Raw genomic sequence first — 19,311 nt, 5'->3', positions numbered from 1 at the left:
ATGGTAATGTTTCAAGGGATTTATAAGTGTTGAGAAGAATTGGAATTCCGTAATTTAGTATAAATACAATAATAATACGCCGAGACACTTGCTCGGCGCACCCTACTAATGATTAATTCTCTGAATAAAATCATCCAATTTCTCTTTGTCTTTAAGCTTTTCATTACACTCATGACTATCCTGGCAGACGTAATTCCCTTTCTTCACAAAGGTTCCTTGAGATGAAGTTTTCGATTCAGACATATAAAATCCGATGCTTCCAAAGGTATTGCAAATCGTGCAAATTCCCTTCTTGCTGCTGCTTTTGAAGGTACCCTTAAATCCTTTCAATTTACCCTCATGCATAGCGACAATATATTTTCGCTCCTGCCCGTAATCATTCCAGCCTAAATAGGAGAGATCCCTAAAATCGATATTTCCCCAATCAGGTGACTTAAGTTTTTTCACTTTGGGGAATAATTTTTTTAATGAGGCTTCAGAAACAGCTGGAAATGGAATTACATAAGGTTTTAATCCAATTAAATAATCCTCCGCCTGGTCAGAATCCCTGATATTCCCGATTGGATCAAGTATGTGCAGTTGAGCTTGAGACAGTTCATCGAACAAATTTGTCACCTTATCTTTCACAAGTCCTTTCAAAGCTTGAAGGACACCTAGATCATTCACTGTTGAATATCCATTGATCAGTACTTGAGTCTGATACGTTATGAAATTATATTGATCATTTCGAATAAATGGTTCCATGTTAATCGCTCCTAAAAACATTTGTCATTATCATCATCTTAAATCGGCTTTTTAAGATGAGTCAAGGAGCACAGTTATTCCGTGCAACCCTATTTTTACTATATACCGGTACATGTCAAAAATATATGTAGAGTTTGGTTCAGAATCAATCTATACAAGATAAAAAGCACTGACATAATCATCAGCGCTTTCTATACACTATTTTCTTAATTGTTTCCGTTGAAAGATAATAATGTTCGGCTAATTCTTGAATCGTCTTTCCATTCAAAAAAGCCTCTTTGATCTCACCATTTCGTTCATCAATTTCTTTTCTACTTCCAGAACGGCTACCCCATTTTCGGTATTTCACCTTAGGTTTAGGAATATAAAGAGTTTCCCCCTGTACATATTTCTGGACTTCAACAAGAAGCGATGGTGGTAAAACACTCTCAGCTTTCACATATTTCATTTCAGTCAGCCCCTTATTTTCTGATTAATAAAGTAAATAAGGTGCAAAGCCGACTTACTAGAAATGAACTTTAAGGGCGATCAGTCAGCGTCCCCCCATGCAAAGTATCGCCTTTCTAATAATAGGCTTTGCATGAGACGCTTTGGACTCTGGTAAGTTTGTTTTCATTACCATGTCACCACCTCCTTTAAGTTGTTGTTCGTTCTTCTATTATAAAATAAATTCGGTTGAATCACATTATGATAAAAAGCCTAGAAAGAAGCAACATATGGTATAATCTTCTAAATATATTAAAGGAGATGTTCCCATGTTTTCTTTCAAAGTAGATCAAGAAATCTCGATCGAGCTATTTCAGCAGCACCACAAAGAGGAGTTATACGAACTGATTGATTCCAACCGGGATCATCTTCGCCAGTGGCTTCTTTGGGTCGATAAACGGAAGTCCCCACAGGATTTAGAGTCGATCATACCCATCTGGATACGGAATTATGCGGATAACAACGGATTCGATGCCGGAATACGCTATCAAGGGAGATTAGTCGGTATGATCGGGCTGCATTATATTGATTGGAAAAGCAAGAGCACCAGTATTGGATACCTTCTTTCGGAAGAAGCAGAAGGAAAAGGGATCATTACACGAGCCGTTTCTGCTCTATTAAACTATCTATTTAGTGAAATGGGCATCAACAGGGTAGAAATCCAATGTGCCATCAACAATAAGAAAAGCATTGACATCCCGGAACGTTTGGGATTTGACAAGGAAGGTATCACGCGGGATGGTCAATGGTTATATGATCATTATGAAGACCTTGTAACGTATAGTTTGTTGAGAAAAGATTGGGAGATGTCTTAAGGAGTCACTCATTACATAGGCAGTTTTCATTTTAGAAACGCCTCTTCTTTTAAAAATTGCTATATGTAAACGAGGCGGTTTCACTTCCTCCTTTGCCGGTGCAATGTCCCCATGTTTTTTCTAAAATATATAAATTCATTCATAAGAAAAATTCTTTCGAAACCATAAGAATCTGCTTAAAAATAAGCAGTCAATTCAATGACGGTTAATAGATGAAGCATGGTCTTAATTAAGACCATGCTTCATCTATTTATATTTTCCATACACACACGTATCGGTTAACCGTTCCCCATCAACCGAAAGATCCTCATTGCGCAGAATTCCTTCCAGTATATAGCCAAGCCTTTCAGGAATTCTCCTGCTTCTCCCATTTGTGGATTCACACCTGATTTCCACTCTTTTTCCTTTTAATTCAGTTAAGGCGAAATCGGTCAATTTCCCAACTGCTTCCATCATGTAACCATGCCCACTCATTCTGGTATCAATCCAATAACCGATTTCAAATTTTGGAACACTCCATTCAATGTTGTGAAAGCCTGTTGAACCGACGAATTCATTTGTATCTTTTCGGAAGATGAGGTACCTCAAACTTTCCCTTGTTAGAAATTTCGCATGAGCTTCACGGGTGTTCGTTTCCGTATCTTCTACTGAAGGGTCATTTTGTGCAAATCTTAACCACGGCTTTAATTCAGATAGTGAAGCCTTAATGGCTGCATTTACTGACCTGCCATCACCTGGCTGAGGCATTCTTAGTACTAACCTCTCCGTTTCTAACACTGGTGGAACTTCAAGTAATACAGGGTTCATACAAAACACTCCTCTTTATCAAAATAAAAAACTCTCATTCTCAAGAAATAATTCTTGAGGACGAGAGTTTATTTTTCGCGGTACCACCTCAGTTTGTTGGCATGTCACCATACCAACCTCTTTGGATACATTGTATATCCTATCTCTATAACGGGAGAAACCGATGTATTCACTGCCTGAAAGAGCTTCATACATAACTCCAAGTCTTTTACCATAATGAACATGATGGCTCTTTTTCAGCTAATAGAGCTCTCTGTACATCAATTACTCCATTATAATTTTCTCTTCATCGTTAATTGGAAATTCTTTAAATTAATGAAATTATAAGGTAATGACATCATATTGTCAATATACCTGGTATACTATTATTCTAGTCTTTCCAGCCTATACTAAAAATTAATAATACTTTATAATAAAGGAAAATCATACATCTGGAGGAGAAAAATGACTCACCACACAATCACTACTTCTATTGGGGATCAACTGATTGAGAGAAAGCATGAAATCGCCAATAACATTTTCTCAGAGCTTTTGGCTGCTTATCCAACAATTTACGTGGAAGCACGAAGAATTGAAAGCCTTCCTTATTTTGAGCAGCTTATCGAACTTATAGGTGAAGGCTTGCTAAGGGGAGAAAATAACTTAGACAAATCAAGTCAGTGGGGAAAGGAAGTTGGAAGACTTGCTTCAGGCCAAGGAGTTCCTTTGCATATGTCCATAAGTAAATCATCCTTATATAAAAAAGTGATATTAGAAAATATCGTTTTGCACAATGAAGCAACCATTTCTAAAGATATCCTACTGCAAATCACAAACGATATCGATCACACATTCACCACTATGATTTCTGCTTTTTGTGAAGCATATAGTGAGTATGCAGAAGAACAGCTGAAAATATCTGAAGAAAAGTATTTGTCCTTATCCACTCCAGTCGTTCCCATCTTCTCCGACTTGGCAGTATTGCCTCTCATTGGACAAGTGGATGAAGTACGTGGAGAAATGATGGCTGAGCATGTCCTTCTTGAGTGTAAAAAGCTATCCATTCATAAATTAATCATCGATCTTTCCGGTGTGTATGAAGTGAATCCATTGTTCCAACAGGGAATCATGAAATTGATTGACAGCCTTAAATTATTGGGAATCGAACCGATTTTATCGGGTATGCGCCCAGAAATGAGTATCGAATTTGTACAGATGGGAATAAACATTTCAAGCTTGAAAATCTATCAATCTTTAAATAAAGCAGTAGAAAATCATTAAAATGATATAGCATAACCTAAAGGACTTCATAGACAGAAGTCCTTTTTCTTATAAGTAATATAAGTAATGTTGCCCTCCACTCTCCCCTTCCTAGAGGGACGGACCTCTAAATCCATCTCTCTAATGATGCAATTTTTAGCATTTATGCATAATCACCATACTCTTTTCAATAAAAATGGAGGTCCGTCCCTCAAAAATTTTAAAAATGAGGTTGGGAAAATGCGGGACTGTTTTCCTATGGTTATTTTTGTTTTTGTGGGAGTGTGGAGGAAAGTTTTCTTGAATCTCGGTGATTTTTGCATTTGGCCACCCCTTAACTCCCAAAAATTTACATATTCTGAATTGTTGACCTATTCTGTTTTTTGGAAGGGTCTGCTAGAATCCTAGTTAGCAAGAATCATATACATACTTTCTCATACACACTCTCAATTATTCTTGTGAATTTTCATAAGAGGAGGTTATTCCACAAGCAAACGTTTCACTAATCCATTCATTTGTCGTTGAGCCAAAAAAAGAAAATCGGAGGAATGCTATTATGAAGTTTAAAAAAATTGCTGCTTTATCTCTAGCTGCTTCACTTGCTCTCGTACCTAGTTTCGGAGGAAGTGCCTTTGCACAAGATCAAAACCCTCTTGAGAAAGCCCCGAAAAAGACAGTTGTCAGTAAAAGCCTCGAAAAAGGCAGCTATACAAAAGGTGAGGTTATTGTAAAATTTAAAGACGGTGTGGCAGAGTCTGAAAAAGGAAACACTCTCAAAAAAGTGAATGCTTCTGCAGTAAAGGAAAAAGCTAGTAAGAAGAAGCCTTTTGAAGTGTTAAAAGTAGGAAATGTAGAAGCAACTGTAAAAGCATTAAGTAAGAATCCTAATGTAGAATACGCTGAACCTAACTATACTTTCTCAGCCACCTGGACCCCAAATGATTATTACTACCAAGGATATCAATATGGACCACAAAACACGTATACACCTAGTGCATGGGATCTTGCACGCGGGAGCAGCGGTCAGGAAATCGCCGTTCTTGATACAGGTGTAGATTATAACCACCCTGACTTAGACGGCAAAACGATTCGTGGATATGATTTCGTCGACAATGATTATTATCCGATGGATTTAAATGGACATGGTACACATGTAGCTGGTACCGCTGCGGCTGAAACGAACAACGGAACCGGGGTTGCCGGTATGGCTCCTAATACAAAGATTCTTGCCGTTCGGGTATTAGATGCCAACGGAAGTGGATCACTTGATGATATCGCGGCAGGTATTCGTTACGCTGCAGATCAAGGCGCTGAAGTTCTAAATCTTTCTCTTGGTTGCGACTGTAATACAACAACGTTAAAAAGTGCGGTTGACTATGCGTGGAACAAAGGGTCTGTCGTCATTGCCGCTGCAGGAAATGACGGAGTATCAACAACGTTTGAGCCAGCTTCTTACCCTAACGCCATTGCAGTAGGAGCAGTTGATTCCAGAGACCGTAAAGCTTCTTTCTCAAACTATGGAACTTGGGTGGATGTAACCGCTCCAGGAGTTGATATCGCTTCTACCGTACCTAACAACGGCTACTCATACATGTCAGGTACATCGATGGCTTCACCTCACGTTGCAGGTTTAGCGGGATTACTTGCAGGGCAGGGACGAAACAATGTTCAAATCCGTCAAGCGATCGAACAAACAGCTGATCCTATCAGCGGTACAGGCTCTTACTTCCAGCATGGAAGAATTAACTCTTACGATGCTGTAAGATACTAAAAAAGTGTAAAACACCCCTCAACCAATTGGTTGAGGGGTGTTTTACATTGATTGAATCTATTTCCCCAACAAAATAGAAAAAACCACTCTCCTTTTATAACCCTACCCGCTTATATTAACACTAAAAAAATTACAAATTCTAACAAAAGATTTATATCTTATATAAAGATTCGTTTTCATGAAAATTTTCCTGAATACTACTATTAATGGTCTACTCTATATCCTCAAAAAGTCCTTCATTTTCTCAATACCTTCTTCTTCGTTCGTATGATAATCTATTTTTGACAGAATTTTTAGAAAAAAGGAGGAATTGATTTGAAAAATAATAAAATCATTAGCGTTGGGCTATCCATTGGTTTACTGTCTGGAATGATGGCTACGGGGAGTTTAGCTGCACCATCGGACACTGCTCTCTTTCAAATGAATAAAAAAGAAGGAACACCCGAATTTGTTTCAGGACTACTATCTGCCCCATCCGGGAAAAAAGCGGAGACAATCGTCCTCTCCTTTTTAGAGAAGAACAAGGCGAAATTCAAGCTTTCTGATAAGAAATCGGACGAGCAGTTCAAGGTGTTGTCTGTCGAAAAAGATGAACTTGGAAATAAAGTCGTTCGCATTCAGCAAACCTACCATGGAGTACCTGTTTGGGGTTCCACACAGTCAGCAGTTGTAAAGGAAGATGGCACACTTCAAGCTTTTTCCGGTACTGTCGTAGCTGACTTGGAACAAAAGATAACCTCATTAAATAAGAAAGTGAACGCGAAAAAAGCCTTAAAGATTGCTAAGAAAGACCTTGGACTCGATCCAAAATTAGAAAGAGATGCTAAACCGGAATTAGTCGTCTATACAGATGGTGATTCAGCTTCCTTTGCATATTTTGTAAACCTGAATTATTTAGAACCGTCTCCTGGTAACTGGAACTATTTTATTGATTCTAAATCCGGAAAGATATTAAATAAATACAATGACATGCATGAAGTCACAGGAACGAATCAAGTAGGCACCGGTAAAGGCGTATTGGGTGACTTTAAACCGTTGAACACAACCCTTTCAAGTGGAAAGTACTATTTGCAGGATAATACCCGGGGAAATGGTGTGTATACATACAACATGAACAATCGTACCTTCTTCCCACAATTTTTCTTACCGGGCACTTTGTGGTCAGATAGCGATAATGTTCTAAATGCTGCATATGATGCTCCTGCAGTTGATGCTCATTATTTCGCAGGCATAACGTATGACTTCTACAAGGATAACTACAATCGTAATTCTTATGATAATCAAGGCGCACGCCTGGTGTCTTCTGTTCACTACAGCAGTGGGTACAATAACGCTTTTTGGAACGGCTCTCAAATGGTGTATGGTGACGGGGATGGCACCACGTTTGCCCCACTTTCAGGCGGTATTGACGTTGTGGCCCATGAATTAACTCATGCGGTGACAGACTTTACTTCTGACCTTGTGTATCAGAATGAATCGGGAGCCTTAAACGAAGCGATTTCAGATATTTTTGGAACATTGGTAGAGTACGAGAATGGAGCGAATCCAGATTACGAGATTGGAGAAGATATTTATACTCCTGGCACATCCGGTGATGCCCTCCGTTCCATGAGCAACCCTGCCAAATACGGTGACCCAGACCACTACTCTAAACGTTATACTGGTACAGGAGATAACGGGGGTGTTCATACAAACAGTGGAATCATTAATAAGCAGGCTTACCTTTTAAGTGAAGGTGGTAGTCATTATGGAATAACCGTTCCCGGAATTGGCCGTGAAAAGCTTGGGGATATTTATTATCGTATGAATACAGTGTACCTGACAGCTTCCTCAACCTTCAGTCAGGCAAGAGCTGCAGCAGTCCAAGCTGCAACCGATTTATTTGGAAGCACTTCAGCCGAAGTCAATGCTGTTAAACTATCATTTGATGCAGTTGGAATTAACTAAAGAGTTTGCCAGACCAGCAGGGATTATGTCCTTTGCTGGTTTTCTTCATTGGAAATTGTTCTTTCATCATCAAAAAAAGCCTGTTTCTAAGTACAAAAGTACCCAGAACAGACTTATTCTATTTAGGATGACCTTAACAGCAGCCGCTATCCGGTTCACCCACTAATACTAATCCCCCATCTTGCACATCTAATGTGATTTCTTCAGTCATAGAAATCACATTCGTATCAAAGGCAACCGAAACCCCATTAATTTCTTCCACTTTATCCGTTGCTTGAGCTAAATCTAAAGAAACGCCAATTTGTGGCCCACAGCATCCCCCTTGATTAAGAAAAAATCTGATACCTTCCGATCTGTTCTCTTCCATTGCATTCAACAGTAATTCTTTTGCTTCATTCGTAATATTCATTGTAAACAATCCCCATTTCTTTTTAAGGTCCGTCCCTCAATTCTTTGGATATAACTCTTTTAATACATTTTTCAGTTCTGGTTTGATGTTGATTTTTGGTCGGACATTCTTTGCTTTCGTTTCAGCTTCTTCGAGTGTGGAGGCTTCTCCCAGTGACAGTAGAGTTCCTGCTGCGACCGTGCCTGTCCGGTTACTTCCTCCGTTACAGTGGAAGTAGACGTTTTTGCCATTTTGATAGGCTGTTACCACTTCATCGATTGCACGCCTTACGGACTCTTCTTGTTGATCAGCATTCTCTACAATTGGACGATGCATGCGGGACACATCATCAAATTCCACTCCAGGTGCTTCAGCTCGTAAGTCGACAATTATATCCACTTTATCACGAACTGAGTCCACATCTTCGAAACCCCCGATATAAATTCGGTCTTTCACTAATTCATTATAATTCATTGTTATCCACCTTTACTTAGAGAAGTCCATCAGTTTTTTGTACCCTATCTTTTCTTCACTCATCCATGGAATGAGAGCGGTCTTGTTTGCATAGTCGTAATGCACTTTTTGTATCCATTCCCGCTCTGATACAGACCTGCCTCTTAACACGGGATCTGTTGTGTCCGTTGCAGATAGGCTTTGATTAATGATCCACCACTTTGGGTGAATCTCCGCTCGGTGCAAATCTTCCTGGAGTCGTTTCGCTTCGAAAACAGGGGTAGCTTCAGGTAATGTCACTATCACTACGCTCGTTTCGTTTGGATTACGAAGACGTGGCAGAAGATTTTTCACATGGTCTTCCACCTCTCCTTTTGAACGCGACACTTCTTTCGTATAAGATTCAGTCGCATCCAGTAAAAGCAGAGTATGACCCGTTGGAGCAGTATCGATCACGACTATTTCTTCATCCGCTTTCCCTACTATCTCTGCAAAAGATTGAAAGATGGCTATTTCTTCGGTACAAGGGGAGTTTAAATCTTCCTCCAGATACGCCAATCCTTCTTCATCGAGACCCTCTGCAGCTTTAGAAAGAACAGACTTTTTATACGACTCAACCGTTTCTTGCGGGTCGATCCGGCTGATTCTTAAGTCGTCCTTCCCTCGTTCTTCTTGGAACATATGAGTTAAGTGGGCTGCAGGATCTGTTGTGGTTAAATGTACCTTATGTCCCCTTTCAACCAATCCAACAGCAATGGCAGAAGCAATAGTGGTTTTCCCCACTCCACCTTTACCCATTGTGAAAATGACTCGGGTGTTATTCTTGGAGAAGTCATCTATCACTTCTATTAATCCGGGAATTTCAATTGATTCATCGTCATCAACAGTTACGGCATTCGGGTTAACCTCTACATGTGAGAATAATTGCCTCAAAGAATTCGTTCCCGTTAAGGAATACGCTACATAAGGTAGCGAATACGTTTGAATTTCCTTAAGAGCAATCGGCATTGAACGTAATGCTTCTTGCTGACGGCTGTAAAAGGCCGATGCAATCGGATCATCCCATTGATGCTTACCCATTAATCCATTTACAATCAACATTTGATTTTTTATTCCAATATCCTTGAGTTCCGTTGATGCCCGGTCAGCTTCCATTAACGATGAAGAATCCGGTCGTGCAACAAGTACAAGAGCTGTTTTTTCCTTATCGGATAAAACGTTAACAGTGGAAGAATACATATCCTTCTTGTCTCCAAGCCCTGAAAGAGGTCCCAAGCAAGAAGCTCCATGTGTACTCTCTTCCAAGAATCCCGTCCAAGCTGTTGGAAGCTGCAGTAATCGGAGTGTATGACCTGTCGGTGCCGTATCAAATACAATATGATCAAACTTATTTACTATGGCAGGGTCTGAAAGCAAGCTTGTAAACTCATCAAAAGCGGCAATTTCAACTGTACAAGCACCAGACAGTTGTTCCTCCATATTACTTACTACAGATTCTGGGAGCTTCCCTCTATATGGTCCAATAACTTTTTCACGGTATGAAGCTGCTGCTTCTTCCGGGTCAAGATTACAAGCGGATAATGTCGGTAATCCTGGAACTTGTTTTGGTTGATTGGTAAGTTCGGTTTCTAATACATCCTGTAAATTGGAAGCTGGATCTGTACTGACAACCAGCACCCTTTTTCCTTCATCAGCAAGGGCAATGGCTGTTGCACTCGCCGTAGACGTTTTCCCCACTCCGCCTTTTCCTGTAAAAAAGAGGAATGGTGTATGATGGACAGCTTCTAATTGAAACGATGTGAACATTCTACCCCAACTTTCTTATTTCTTATTAATATCCAATGTCAGTCGTACTTTTCTTTTCTCATTCAAATCCTCAGCCGGTACTTCAAACCATTTTGAAAAATCTTCATTTGAAGGATATTTTCCAACAGCGGCTTGTTTCCCATCAACAAGCGTGACAGGTAAAGCATCCGGACCTTTATCGTGTAAAATACGGTTGATCACTTCATGGTCAGCAAATGCCCCTGGATCATTCGCTAAATTGTATCGGCTAATATCAAACCCTCGTTTTTCAAGTGAATATACAGCATTCGCGACGCGAGTAAGCTCAGGATCGATACTGGGACCACAAACCCCCGTCGAACAACACATTGCCGGATCAAAAATTTCAACCTTAACCATCAAAATCCCTCTCCCTTTACTAAGCTTGTATGAAAAAAGCCGAGAAGAATCTCTCGGCTTTATAAGGAGGGACGGACCTATTGTACAATACCTCATATTTACAATTCACAATGAGGTCCGTCCCTCTATTTCTGTTTACTTTCCAGTTTCAGCGAATGTTTTGATGCGGTCGCTGATTTCATCACGTACGCGTTGGAAGAATGCCCATTTTTCTTCATCCGTTCCTTCGGCTTTTGCCGGGTCATCGAAGCCCCAGTGCTCACGCTTGACATGCGGAGGAGTCATTGGGCATTTATCCGCTGCATCACCACAAAGTGTAACGACTAAGTCTGCATTGTTCAAAATGACAGGATCGATTATGTCAGAAGTCTGGCTTGAAATATCAATTCCCGCTTCTTTCATTGCTTTAACGGCGTTAGGATTTAATCCATGCGCTTCAATACCGGCACTTTTCACATCCCAATCCTCTCCTAAATGATGCTTCGCCCAACCTTCTGCCATTTGGCTGCGGCATGAGTTACCTGTACATAGGAAGTATAGTGTTTTTTTAGACATAATAATCGAGCTCCTTTTGTTGTAAGTTTTAAGATATGATCATTAACCAGATATATAAACCAATAAGGGTAATGAGTAATGTTGGTACGGTTAAAATAATTCCTGTTTTAAAATATTGCCCCCATGAGATTTTCACGCCCTTTAATGATAAAACGTGTAACCATAAGAGGGTTGCCAATGAACCGATCGGGGTGATCTTCGGACCAAGATCAGAACCGATGACATTGGAATAAATAAGGGACTCCCGAATAACTCCTGTAGTGTTCGTATCCATAATCGCAATTGCATCGATCATAACGGTCGGCATATTGTTCATGACCGATGACAGTATCGCTGCAATGAACCCCATGGAAATCGTAGCGACGAAAAGTCCTTGATCAGCAGCCAATTGGATAACATCAGTTAACACACTCGTCAGTCCTACATTACGTAAACCATACACTACCACGTACATTCCAATCGAGAAGAATACAATCGCCCATGGGGCACCTTTAATGACCGTTTTCGTATTGACAGCTGAGCTTCTCCTGGCCATCAATAAGAAGAAAATCGATACAATGCCTGCGATGATCGATACAGGAATGTGCAGTGATTCACTGATAAAGTAACCAACAAGCAAGATACCAAGTACAATCCATGATAGCTTAAACATACGCTGATCTTTAATCGCTTCAACCGGTTTCTTTAGCTGGCTGGCATCATAATTCTTTGGAATGCTTTTTCTAAAGAACAGATACAGTACCAGTATGCTTGCAAACAATGAGAAGAAGTTTGGAATGATCATTCTTGATGCATATTCCACAAACCCGATATCAAAGAAATCGGCTGATACGATATTCACAAGGTTACTCACGACAAGCGGTAATGAAGTCGTGTCGGCGATGAATCCACTTGCCATGATAAATGGAAAAACCATTTTTTCTTCAAAATTCAAGTTTCTTACCATTGCCAAAACAATCGGAGTCAATATCAACGCAGCTCCATCATTCGCAAAAAATGCAGCGACAACCGCTCCTAATAGGGAAACGTACACAAACATTTTAACGCCATTCCCTTTTGCTGCTCTCGCCATATGTAGAGCAGACCATTCAAAGAATCCAATTTCATCCAGAATCAAAGAGATAATGATAATAGCAATGAATGCTAAAGTCGCATTCCAGACTATTCCTGTCACAGCCACAACATCCTGGAAGTCGACAACCCCTACAATCAAGGCAAGGATCGCTCCTCCACAAGCAGACCAGCCAATGGACAATCCTTTAGGCTGCCAAATCACGAGTACCAATGTGGTCACAAAAATCATGGTAGCTAAAATTACTGATAACACGGGAAACCCTCCTCCTAATTACAAGAAATGCGTAATCCTTGCTTTTCTAATGCTGTTAATCGATCATCCTGATTAGGCAAGTGTTCCATCAAGCTTTGAACAAACGGATACGCATCACTTTCTTTGTTAAGAGAGTAAAAGACCCATTGACCCCTTCTTAATTCCCTCACAAGTCCTGCATCTTTCAATTTACGAACATGCTGTGAGATGGCAGGCTGACTCATTTTGAATATCTCGACAAATTCACACACGCAGCAGTCATTGGATTCTAATAGTTTCACCATGGTAAGACGGGTTTTATCCCCTAAAAGCTTTAACATTGTTGCCGCCCTTTCAATATCAACTTTTGATTTAAGCATGTAAACACCTCCTCAAACACTTATTTTATTAGCATATTATTATTTACTTATATAATAAGAAAAAATAAGAACCTTTCAAAAGGCTCTCATATAAGTTCTTGCTTATATAATAAAATACTTATATGCTTATTTCAACCTTTTTTCATGATTCTTTAGTTTTGGGGCGCAAATTGTACCAAATAAATATAATTAGAAAAGTCCTTGATCACTTGACCAAGGACTTTTCTGATTCTTACTTAATGGTTAACGGCTTTATCTAATCCACCGGGCTTATTATGCACGGCCAATTTGTCAATTAAATTATTACTTTCAGTGTTCAGACCAATCAGATTTACTTTCACCCCATTCTGATGGTACTTAATAACGATTTTATCAATCGCTCCCACGGCAGAATCATCCCATAAATGTGTGTGGGTTAAATCCAGCGTTACTTCCTTCACATCTTCATTGAAATTAAAGCTTTCAACAAATTCCGTAACAGAAGCAAAGAACAATTGACCTGACACACGGTATACCTTCTTATGAGTTTCTTCAGAAGCCATCGTGGTAATCTTCACTTTTGATATTTTGGAAGCGAAGAATACAGCGCTTAAGATAATCCCGACAAGAACACCTTTAGATAAATCATGAGTAAACAATACCGTGACAACTGTTGCAATCATAACAAGAGAGTCTGTAATCGGCGTTTTGTGTAAGTTTTTCACTGAAGACCAATCAAATGTCCCAACGGATACCATGATCATAACACCAACCAAAGCCGCCATTGGAATTTGAACCAAGAAATCATTGAGCAATAGGATTAAGGTCATCAAGAATGTACCAGCCACAAATGCTGATAAACGTCCTCGTCCACCTGACTTAACATTAATAACAGATTGTCCGATCATCGCACAGCCAGCCATTCCACCGAAAAGACCGGATACGATATTCGCAATCCCTTGACCTTTTGCTTCTTTATTTTTATCACTTGTGGTATCTGTCATATCATCAACAATAGACGCAGTTAACAGAGACTCTACTAACCCTACAATTGCAATGGATAAAGAATATGGGAAAATGATTTGCAATGTCTCGAAATTAAATGGAATATCAGGAATCAAGAAGATAGGTAATGCTTGAGTGAGCTCCCCCATATCTCCAACTGTACGTACTCCACTTCCTGTCATCACCGCGAAAATAGTCACAGCGATAATTGCCACTAATGGTGATGGAACTGCCTTTGTAAAGCGGGGTAAAATATATATGATCCCCAATGCACCAGCCACCATAGCATACATGATCCACGATTCTCCAACAAAGTGTGGTAACTGTGAAGTAAAAATTAAGATGGCAAGGGCGTTCACAAATCCAACCATAACGGAACGTGGTACAAATTTCATTAAGCGGCCTAGTTTAAGGACACCCATGATAATCTGGATCACACCTGTTAGGATGGTCGCTGCTAACAGATACTGTAATCCATGATCTGCGACCAACGTCACCATCACCAGTGCTGTAGCACCCGTGGCGGCAGAGATCATTCCCGGACGACCGCCTACAAAGGCAATCACTACTGCAATACAGAAGGAAGCATATAACCCGATCATTGGATCGACACCTGCGATGATAGAAAATGCAATTGCTTCCGGGACCAATGCCATAGCCACGACTAAACCGGCTAACACATCTCCACGGATATTACCAAACCACTCATATTTAATTTTTTGACTTAAACCCATAATGCACCTCTTCCTGTTTAATTATGACTTTCAACTCTCATGAAAGTCGGGGCCGTTTAACACAAGGGACATTATATAATGGATGATTTAATTTGTGAAACGGTTATGAAAGCGCAAACATAACAATTTAACTTTCATTTACTCTTAATTTCACTGATAATCTGCATCATTTCAAAAACATGTAAATAAATCTTAAAGTTCCGAAGAGGAAATTGAATAATAATATAGAACTAAATACTAAACGCTTTCATCGGATGGAGGAAAAGCAATGTTCAAACATATTCTTCTAGCAACAGACGGATCTGAACACTCTCTAAGGGCAGGAGAAAAAGCGATTGCTCTCGCAAGATGCCATGAAGGCTCTAAAATAGATATTGTATACGTTGTAGATGGGAAGCAATCCAAGGAAGATGTTCTGCACCATTGGGGACTGGATGCAGCAGATAAACGGAAGCAGAAACTGCAAATGATAGAACAAAAAGCCAAGCATGAAGGCATCGACTATGAGATTATCTTTTTACACGGAGAACCGGGGCCAACCATTGTTGAGCATGCAAACAAAAACAACTTCGATGCAGTAGTCATCGGAAGCCGGGGATTAAATGTGTTTCAGGAAATGGTCTTGGGAAGCGTAAGCCATAAAGTTGCAAAGAGGGCTAAATGCCCAGTGATGATCGTGAAATAAAGTAAGACTTCCTATTTGGAAGTCTTACTCTATTTCAACCTTACAAATAATCAAAAATCATCAGTACCCGCTCTAATAGAAACAAAGGAGGGCATCCCATGAAAATTGGACTTATTGGAGATAGTTTAACGGAAGGCAGACCGGGGGTATCATTCGTCTCATTTCTTCAAAAGAAGTATCCAAATTATCTTTTTGACAATCTTGGAAAACCTGGTGAAACTGTTAAGAGTTTAAATACACGCATCACTAATACCCCTTTGCAAAAAAACTATGACCTTACATTTCTCTGGATCGGCGTGAACGATGTATACTCCAAGCTGTTAAAAATTCAGTCGCAGCCAGTTGTAAAAGATCATGATGAGTTTAAAGATTATTATCGAAACATACTTAAGAACATTTCTTCCTCAACCCGATACACCATCGCGGTTTCTCCAGCTATAATCGGTGAGCGTCTCGATAACGAATTCAACATGGAATTAAAGGAACTATCTTTCATAATCCAATTCATCACGGGCAACAATCCCTCCATCCATTTTCTTAATATGCAAGAGGTTTTCCTTCAACATTTATCCACTGGAGACAGCAGCAATTTTATCAACACCAGCATCTTTAGCATCATGAAAGATGCTCTTTTTTATAAGAGTCCTCCCCGAATTGACCACCTTTCTAATAAACGGGGATTGAAGTATACAATAGATGGTATTCATTTAAATAGTCACGGCGCCATGATCGTTGCTGAAAAATACGGAGAGTATATTGAAGAATTGCTCCAAACTTAATAGAGGCCCTTTCCGTCAAGAAGGGCCCCTTTTCAACATTTTTATTCACTTTCACTGCGATTGTATGAGCTTTCAGGAAGCGTGTCCCAGAAAGAAGTATCAGCATCTTCAATTGATCCGTCAGCAATGGCTTTTGCCGTAGCTTCTAAACTAATGACCGCTTGCTTAATAAGATACCCATTACTCTTTTGACCCAGAACATAATCATCGCGATAATGATCAGCCATTCCTCTCATTTCAAAAAGAAGAGTCGCTATTCCATATTCAACCGCCAGTCCGTTACGGCTAATCGTCGGTGCTGTGCCACCGATGTATTTTGATAACGTACCAAATCCACGACTTTCCACCGTGTTGTAAAGAACAGTACCCAGCCGTTTCGATTTCTCCACTACTTCAGGATCCACTTCTTCATTCGTAGGGTAAAGTATAGATCCCGATACGAGTTCATCGGTATCTCCAAGCGTTGTTTCGGCTCCTTGATGATGAAGATCGATCATATAATCAGGTTTGTACTTTTGGAGGACGTTACCATGAAGAGCTTGTGTTTCTGGTTGTAAGCGGTCCACGTGATCACGATTTAAATCGACTTCATTCGCATTGTAGCGGGTGTGAGTCCCCGAAACATAATCCTCAAGGGAGAAATTAACGTCTCCTTCTGCTCCATCCACATTTAATCTCGGAGCAACCAAAATATTCACATTCTCGAGCATTTCTTTTACTTCTTTTGAGTTCGATGTAAGGTGCTTGATGAACTGAAGAGCCCCTTCAGTCGTCAATGTTTCATTTCCGTGCTGCTGAGTTAAATAAAGGATCGTAGGATTGTTTTCATTTGTTCCAAACTTCGCAAGGTAAAGATCTCGTCCCTTGACGGATTGACCATACACTTCTAAGGAAAGAGCATCCGATTTCTGATCTAAATGTTGAAGCATACTCACCATTTCTTCATAATTATGTAATCGCTCGTTTTTGATCGTCTCGTTCCCATTATATCCTGGACCATTTGCAAGTACAGATGCACCCGGTGCAGAGAAAGCGATCCCTGAAGCTACCAGCACACCCGAAAGTGCTCCAACCATTAATTTATTCTTCATTATGTATTCCTCCTTTTATTTCGACTCCCTAATCTATTTAGAGATAAAAGGATTGAAACCCTTTACCATTTGCAAAAATGAAACTATGGTACCGAACTATGGACCTGAGTGTGAATATAAGTTCCTATGATATTTCTTAAATGGTTGAGTTTTGTCAAACTAATAGCAGGAGACTAATTATTCAGTCCCTATCCTCTATAAAAAAAGAGAAGCTAATGAAATATCAGCTTCTCATCAAAAAATCCCAACCTATCCTACTGTCCATAAATCTTCCCAGAATCATCAACGTAAATCGTTTTAATGAAGGTTCTTTGGAACGTATTTTTGTCCTTGCTTCCTTCTACATCAATGGTCACGTTATAAATTCCTTCTCCAAGCTTCGGAAGTTTTAATGAGTCATTTTTTGGTTTCACCTTACTTTTCTTCAACTTACCATTCTTGTAATATTCAATTGTCATGTCAGTTTTATGCTTTACCTTACTGTCCTTGGCTTTCAAATTGATTTCATCCTGTGCTAATTGGATGCTCATTACATCATTCATCGTGCTTTCAAAAGACACGTGTAAGAGATATTTTTCTTCTGAAGACGACGATGCATCAACCGTCCACTGCCCTGGTGCAGGATCATTTACGGTTACCGTATGGTGATACGCACCGTTAAAGTATTCACTTTCATCCTTTTTCACCTTGAAGATTGAACTTGTTTTTTGACCAGGATCTCTTAGGATTAATTGTGACGAAGGCTTATTACTAATCCAGTCAAATGTTACGGACAGAGCCCCTTGTTCTACAAAGACCTTTTCATGTTTCTTTCCAATATATTCTCCTCCTCTAACAAAAGAGGCAGCGTTCTCTGCAACATTTGTCTCGACCTCACTTTGCGGGTTAAACCCCGAGGTATTGGTCGCTTCATTCAAATAATTTCTGAACAAATTAAAGGTAGAGGAACCTTCTTTGATGGTCGAATGATTCCAATCCCCCACTCTCAGCTCTGTTCCATAGGGAAGTCTTGAACTATTGACCGTAACGGCACCATCGTTGCTTCCATAAGTACCCAGGTACAATCCTCCCCAATATAGTGAGCTTCCGAAGCTTCCCCATTTGGTCCCGCCAAACGTATAGATTGGATTTCTATTTACATTCCCATGAACATCCGTTTCAGAGCGGAAATAACTCATATACCCTGTTTGCAGTGAATAGGTGGCATCATTCTTACTTCCCAAAATGCCTGTCAACCACCCTGCCCAGCTGCTATAAGCAAGATCTGCCAGTTGGGAACCATAATGGGGTGTGGAAAGGGTGATCACCCTTGAGACATACGGATAAGCACCATAGTGTACAAGTGCTGATTGCGTATCGATTCCCCCTTTACTGTGGGCCACAACCACTACCTTTTCACCGTAGTAATTGTATATGTCGCGAATTTTCTGGGCAAGTAGGGCACCGTTATCCCACATATTCTTTGTTGGATACAGATCGATAAAAGCGGTTTCATAACCATTTTGATAGGCTGTGTCATACATATTATTTTCATTCCACCATGTGTTAGAAGAGCTATTTAATCCGTGTACAAAGAGGATAGGATGCTTGGAAGGGGCTACATACGAGGGAGTTGTACCTACATACCACTGCCCGGGAACTCCAGAAGGATCATCCTTACCGAATGAACCTGCATGGCCCCAGGACGGCAGCAATAATAATAGAGCAAAAACGGTCATGCAAATCTTTTTAATCATACACTCTCTCCTTTTCCATTGAAATAAACCTGTAAAGTATATCGACGGAAATCAGAAGATATAACCGCTCTAAAGGAATTAAGGAAGAAAGAACTAAAAAATGTTCTGGTCTTTCCCATAAACAATCATTATGAAATCTTTATTCTCAATATTATTTATATCACGTTCTTTCTTCAAAAAAGTAATTCAATTGTTCACGTAACTGACTCCTACTTTAAATTCACCAC

At 39.9% G+C, this 19,311-nt stretch carries 19 protein-coding genes and 1 other annotated feature; of the genes, 6 read left to right on the top strand and 13 right to left on the bottom strand.

Features of this window, described 5'->3' with window-relative positions:
- Window positions 1-105: 105 nt before the first annotated feature.
- Both RSX31_RS04155 and RSX31_RS04150 read right to left on the bottom strand, forming a co-directional pair.
- Window positions 106-744 (bottom strand): FusB/FusC family EF-G-binding protein, encoded by a 639-nt coding sequence (locus tag RSX31_RS04155; protein ID WP_315633442.1) that lies wholly within the window; start codon window positions 742-744, stop codon window positions 106-108.
- A gap of 181 nt (window positions 745-925) precedes the next feature.
- The gene (locus RSX31_RS04150; RefSeq protein WP_148969159.1) at window positions 926-1,192 is read right to left on the bottom strand and encodes a CD3324 family protein; all 267 of its coding nucleotides are present in this window, start codon (window positions 1,190-1,192) and stop codon (window positions 926-928) included.
- Window positions 1,193-1,499: 307 nt separating this feature from the next.
- Here RSX31_RS04150 and RSX31_RS04145 point away from each other — a divergent pair, with 307 nt between their 5' ends.
- Window positions 1,500-2,045 carry a GNAT family N-acetyltransferase gene (locus RSX31_RS04145; RefSeq protein WP_148969160.1) on the top strand — a complete coding sequence of 182 codons (546 nt, stop codon included), beginning with the start codon at window positions 1,500-1,502 and terminating at the stop codon, window positions 2,043-2,045.
- Between the two features lie 246 nt (window positions 2,046-2,291).
- Here the strand turns inward: RSX31_RS04145 and RSX31_RS04140 are convergent, their stop codons facing one another.
- Window positions 2,292-2,852 (bottom strand): GNAT family N-acetyltransferase, encoded by a 561-nt coding sequence (locus tag RSX31_RS04140; protein ID WP_315633439.1) that lies wholly within the window; start codon window positions 2,850-2,852, stop codon window positions 2,292-2,294.
- Between the two features lie 53 nt (window positions 2,853-2,905).
- Window positions 2,906-3,151 (bottom strand) — a binding site (T-box leader).
- Window positions 3,152-3,296: 145 nt separating this feature from the next.
- Here RSX31_RS04140 and RSX31_RS04135 point away from each other — a divergent pair.
- The 3 genes from RSX31_RS04135 to RSX31_RS04125 all read left to right on the top strand — a co-directional run bounded on the left by RSX31_RS04135 (window position 3,297) and on the right by RSX31_RS04125 (window position 7,809).
- The gene (locus tag RSX31_RS04135) at window positions 3,297-4,112 is read left to right on the top strand and encodes an STAS domain-containing protein (protein WP_148993751.1); all 816 of its coding nucleotides are present in this window, start codon (window positions 3,297-3,299) and stop codon (window positions 4,110-4,112) included.
- 535 nt (window positions 4,113-4,647) lie between these two features.
- Window positions 4,648-5,862, top strand: a complete 1,215-nt coding sequence (locus tag RSX31_RS04130; RefSeq protein ID WP_148969163.1) for a S8 family peptidase — start codon at window positions 4,648-4,650, stop codon at window positions 5,860-5,862.
- A 369-nt stretch (window positions 5,863-6,231) separates the two neighbouring features.
- Window positions 6,232-7,809, top strand: coding sequence for a M4 family metallopeptidase (locus RSX31_RS04125; protein WP_397548074.1), 1,578 nt, complete (start codon window positions 6,232-6,234; stop codon window positions 7,807-7,809).
- A gap of 133 nt (window positions 7,810-7,942) precedes the next feature.
- Here the strand turns inward: RSX31_RS04125 and RSX31_RS04120 are convergent, their stop codons facing one another.
- From RSX31_RS04120 to RSX31_RS04085, 8 genes are all read right to left on the bottom strand, one after another.
- A complete protein-coding gene (locus RSX31_RS04120; RefSeq protein WP_315633436.1) occupies window positions 7,943-8,218 on the bottom strand; it encodes an adhesin in 276 nt (91 codons plus the stop codon).
- 36 nt (window positions 8,219-8,254) lie between these two features.
- Complete coding sequence (locus tag RSX31_RS04115; protein ID WP_315633434.1) at window positions 8,255-8,671, bottom strand: protein-tyrosine phosphatase family protein; 417 nt, start codon at window positions 8,669-8,671, stop codon at window positions 8,255-8,257.
- Window positions 8,672-8,683: 12 nt separating this feature from the next.
- Window positions 8,684-10,456, bottom strand: coding sequence for an arsenical pump-driving ATPase (gene arsA, locus RSX31_RS04110; protein WP_315633432.1), 1,773 nt, complete (start codon window positions 10,454-10,456; stop codon window positions 8,684-8,686).
- 15 nt (window positions 10,457-10,471) lie between these two features.
- Entirely contained in the window at window positions 10,472-10,834 is a 363-nt protein-coding gene (gene arsD, locus RSX31_RS04105) for an arsenite efflux transporter metallochaperone ArsD (RefSeq protein ID WP_148993747.1), read from the bottom strand.
- 135 nt (window positions 10,835-10,969) lie between these two features.
- A complete protein-coding gene (arsC, locus tag RSX31_RS04100) occupies window positions 10,970-11,389 on the bottom strand; it encodes an arsenate reductase (thioredoxin) (protein WP_315633431.1) in 420 nt (139 codons plus the stop codon).
- A gap of 28 nt (window positions 11,390-11,417) precedes the next feature.
- Window positions 11,418-12,716 carry an arsenic transporter gene (locus tag RSX31_RS04095; RefSeq protein WP_315633430.1) on the bottom strand — a complete coding sequence of 433 codons (1,299 nt, stop codon included), beginning with the start codon at window positions 12,714-12,716 and terminating at the stop codon, window positions 11,418-11,420.
- 14 nt (window positions 12,717-12,730) lie between these two features.
- Window positions 12,731-13,075: an ArsR/SmtB family transcription factor gene (locus RSX31_RS04090; RefSeq protein ID WP_148969171.1), complete on the bottom strand. Its 345-nt coding sequence runs from the start codon at window positions 13,073-13,075 to the stop codon at window positions 12,731-12,733.
- Between the two features lie 236 nt (window positions 13,076-13,311).
- Window positions 13,312-14,793, bottom strand: coding sequence for a SulP family inorganic anion transporter (locus tag RSX31_RS04085; protein ID WP_315633428.1), 1,482 nt, complete (start codon window positions 14,791-14,793; stop codon window positions 13,312-13,314).
- 268 nt (window positions 14,794-15,061) lie between these two features.
- On the opposite strand from RSX31_RS04085, the gene RSX31_RS04080 reads away from it, so the two are divergent.
- Both RSX31_RS04080 and RSX31_RS04075 read left to right on the top strand, forming a co-directional pair.
- Entirely contained in the window at window positions 15,062-15,478 is a 417-nt protein-coding gene (locus RSX31_RS04080; RefSeq protein WP_148993743.1) for a universal stress protein, read from the top strand.
- 98 nt (window positions 15,479-15,576) lie between these two features.
- Window positions 15,577-16,257, top strand: a complete 681-nt coding sequence (locus RSX31_RS04075) for an SGNH/GDSL hydrolase family protein (RefSeq protein WP_315633426.1) — start codon at window positions 15,577-15,579, stop codon at window positions 16,255-16,257.
- 41 nt (window positions 16,258-16,298) lie between these two features.
- On the opposite strand, the gene RSX31_RS04070 is transcribed toward RSX31_RS04075, so the two are convergent.
- The gene (locus RSX31_RS04070) at window positions 16,299-17,348 is read right to left on the bottom strand and encodes a M14 family metallopeptidase (RefSeq protein ID WP_315633424.1); all 1,050 of its coding nucleotides are present in this window, start codon (window positions 17,346-17,348) and stop codon (window positions 16,299-16,301) included.
- 254 nt (window positions 17,349-17,602) lie between these two features.
- The gene (locus RSX31_RS04065) at window positions 17,603-19,084 is read right to left on the bottom strand and encodes an esterase/lipase family protein (RefSeq protein WP_315633423.1); all 1,482 of its coding nucleotides are present in this window, start codon (window positions 19,082-19,084) and stop codon (window positions 17,603-17,605) included.
- Window positions 19,085-19,311 lie beyond the last annotated feature (227 nt).

Origin of the sequence: Rossellomorea yichunensis (assembly GCF_032337515.1) — a bacterium.
GTDB classification, from domain to species: Bacteria; Bacillota; Bacilli; order Bacillales; family Bacillaceae_B; genus Rossellomorea; species Rossellomorea yichunensis.
Note: the sequence above shows the minus strand (reverse complement) of the source record. Positions and strands in the feature narration are given on the sequence as shown.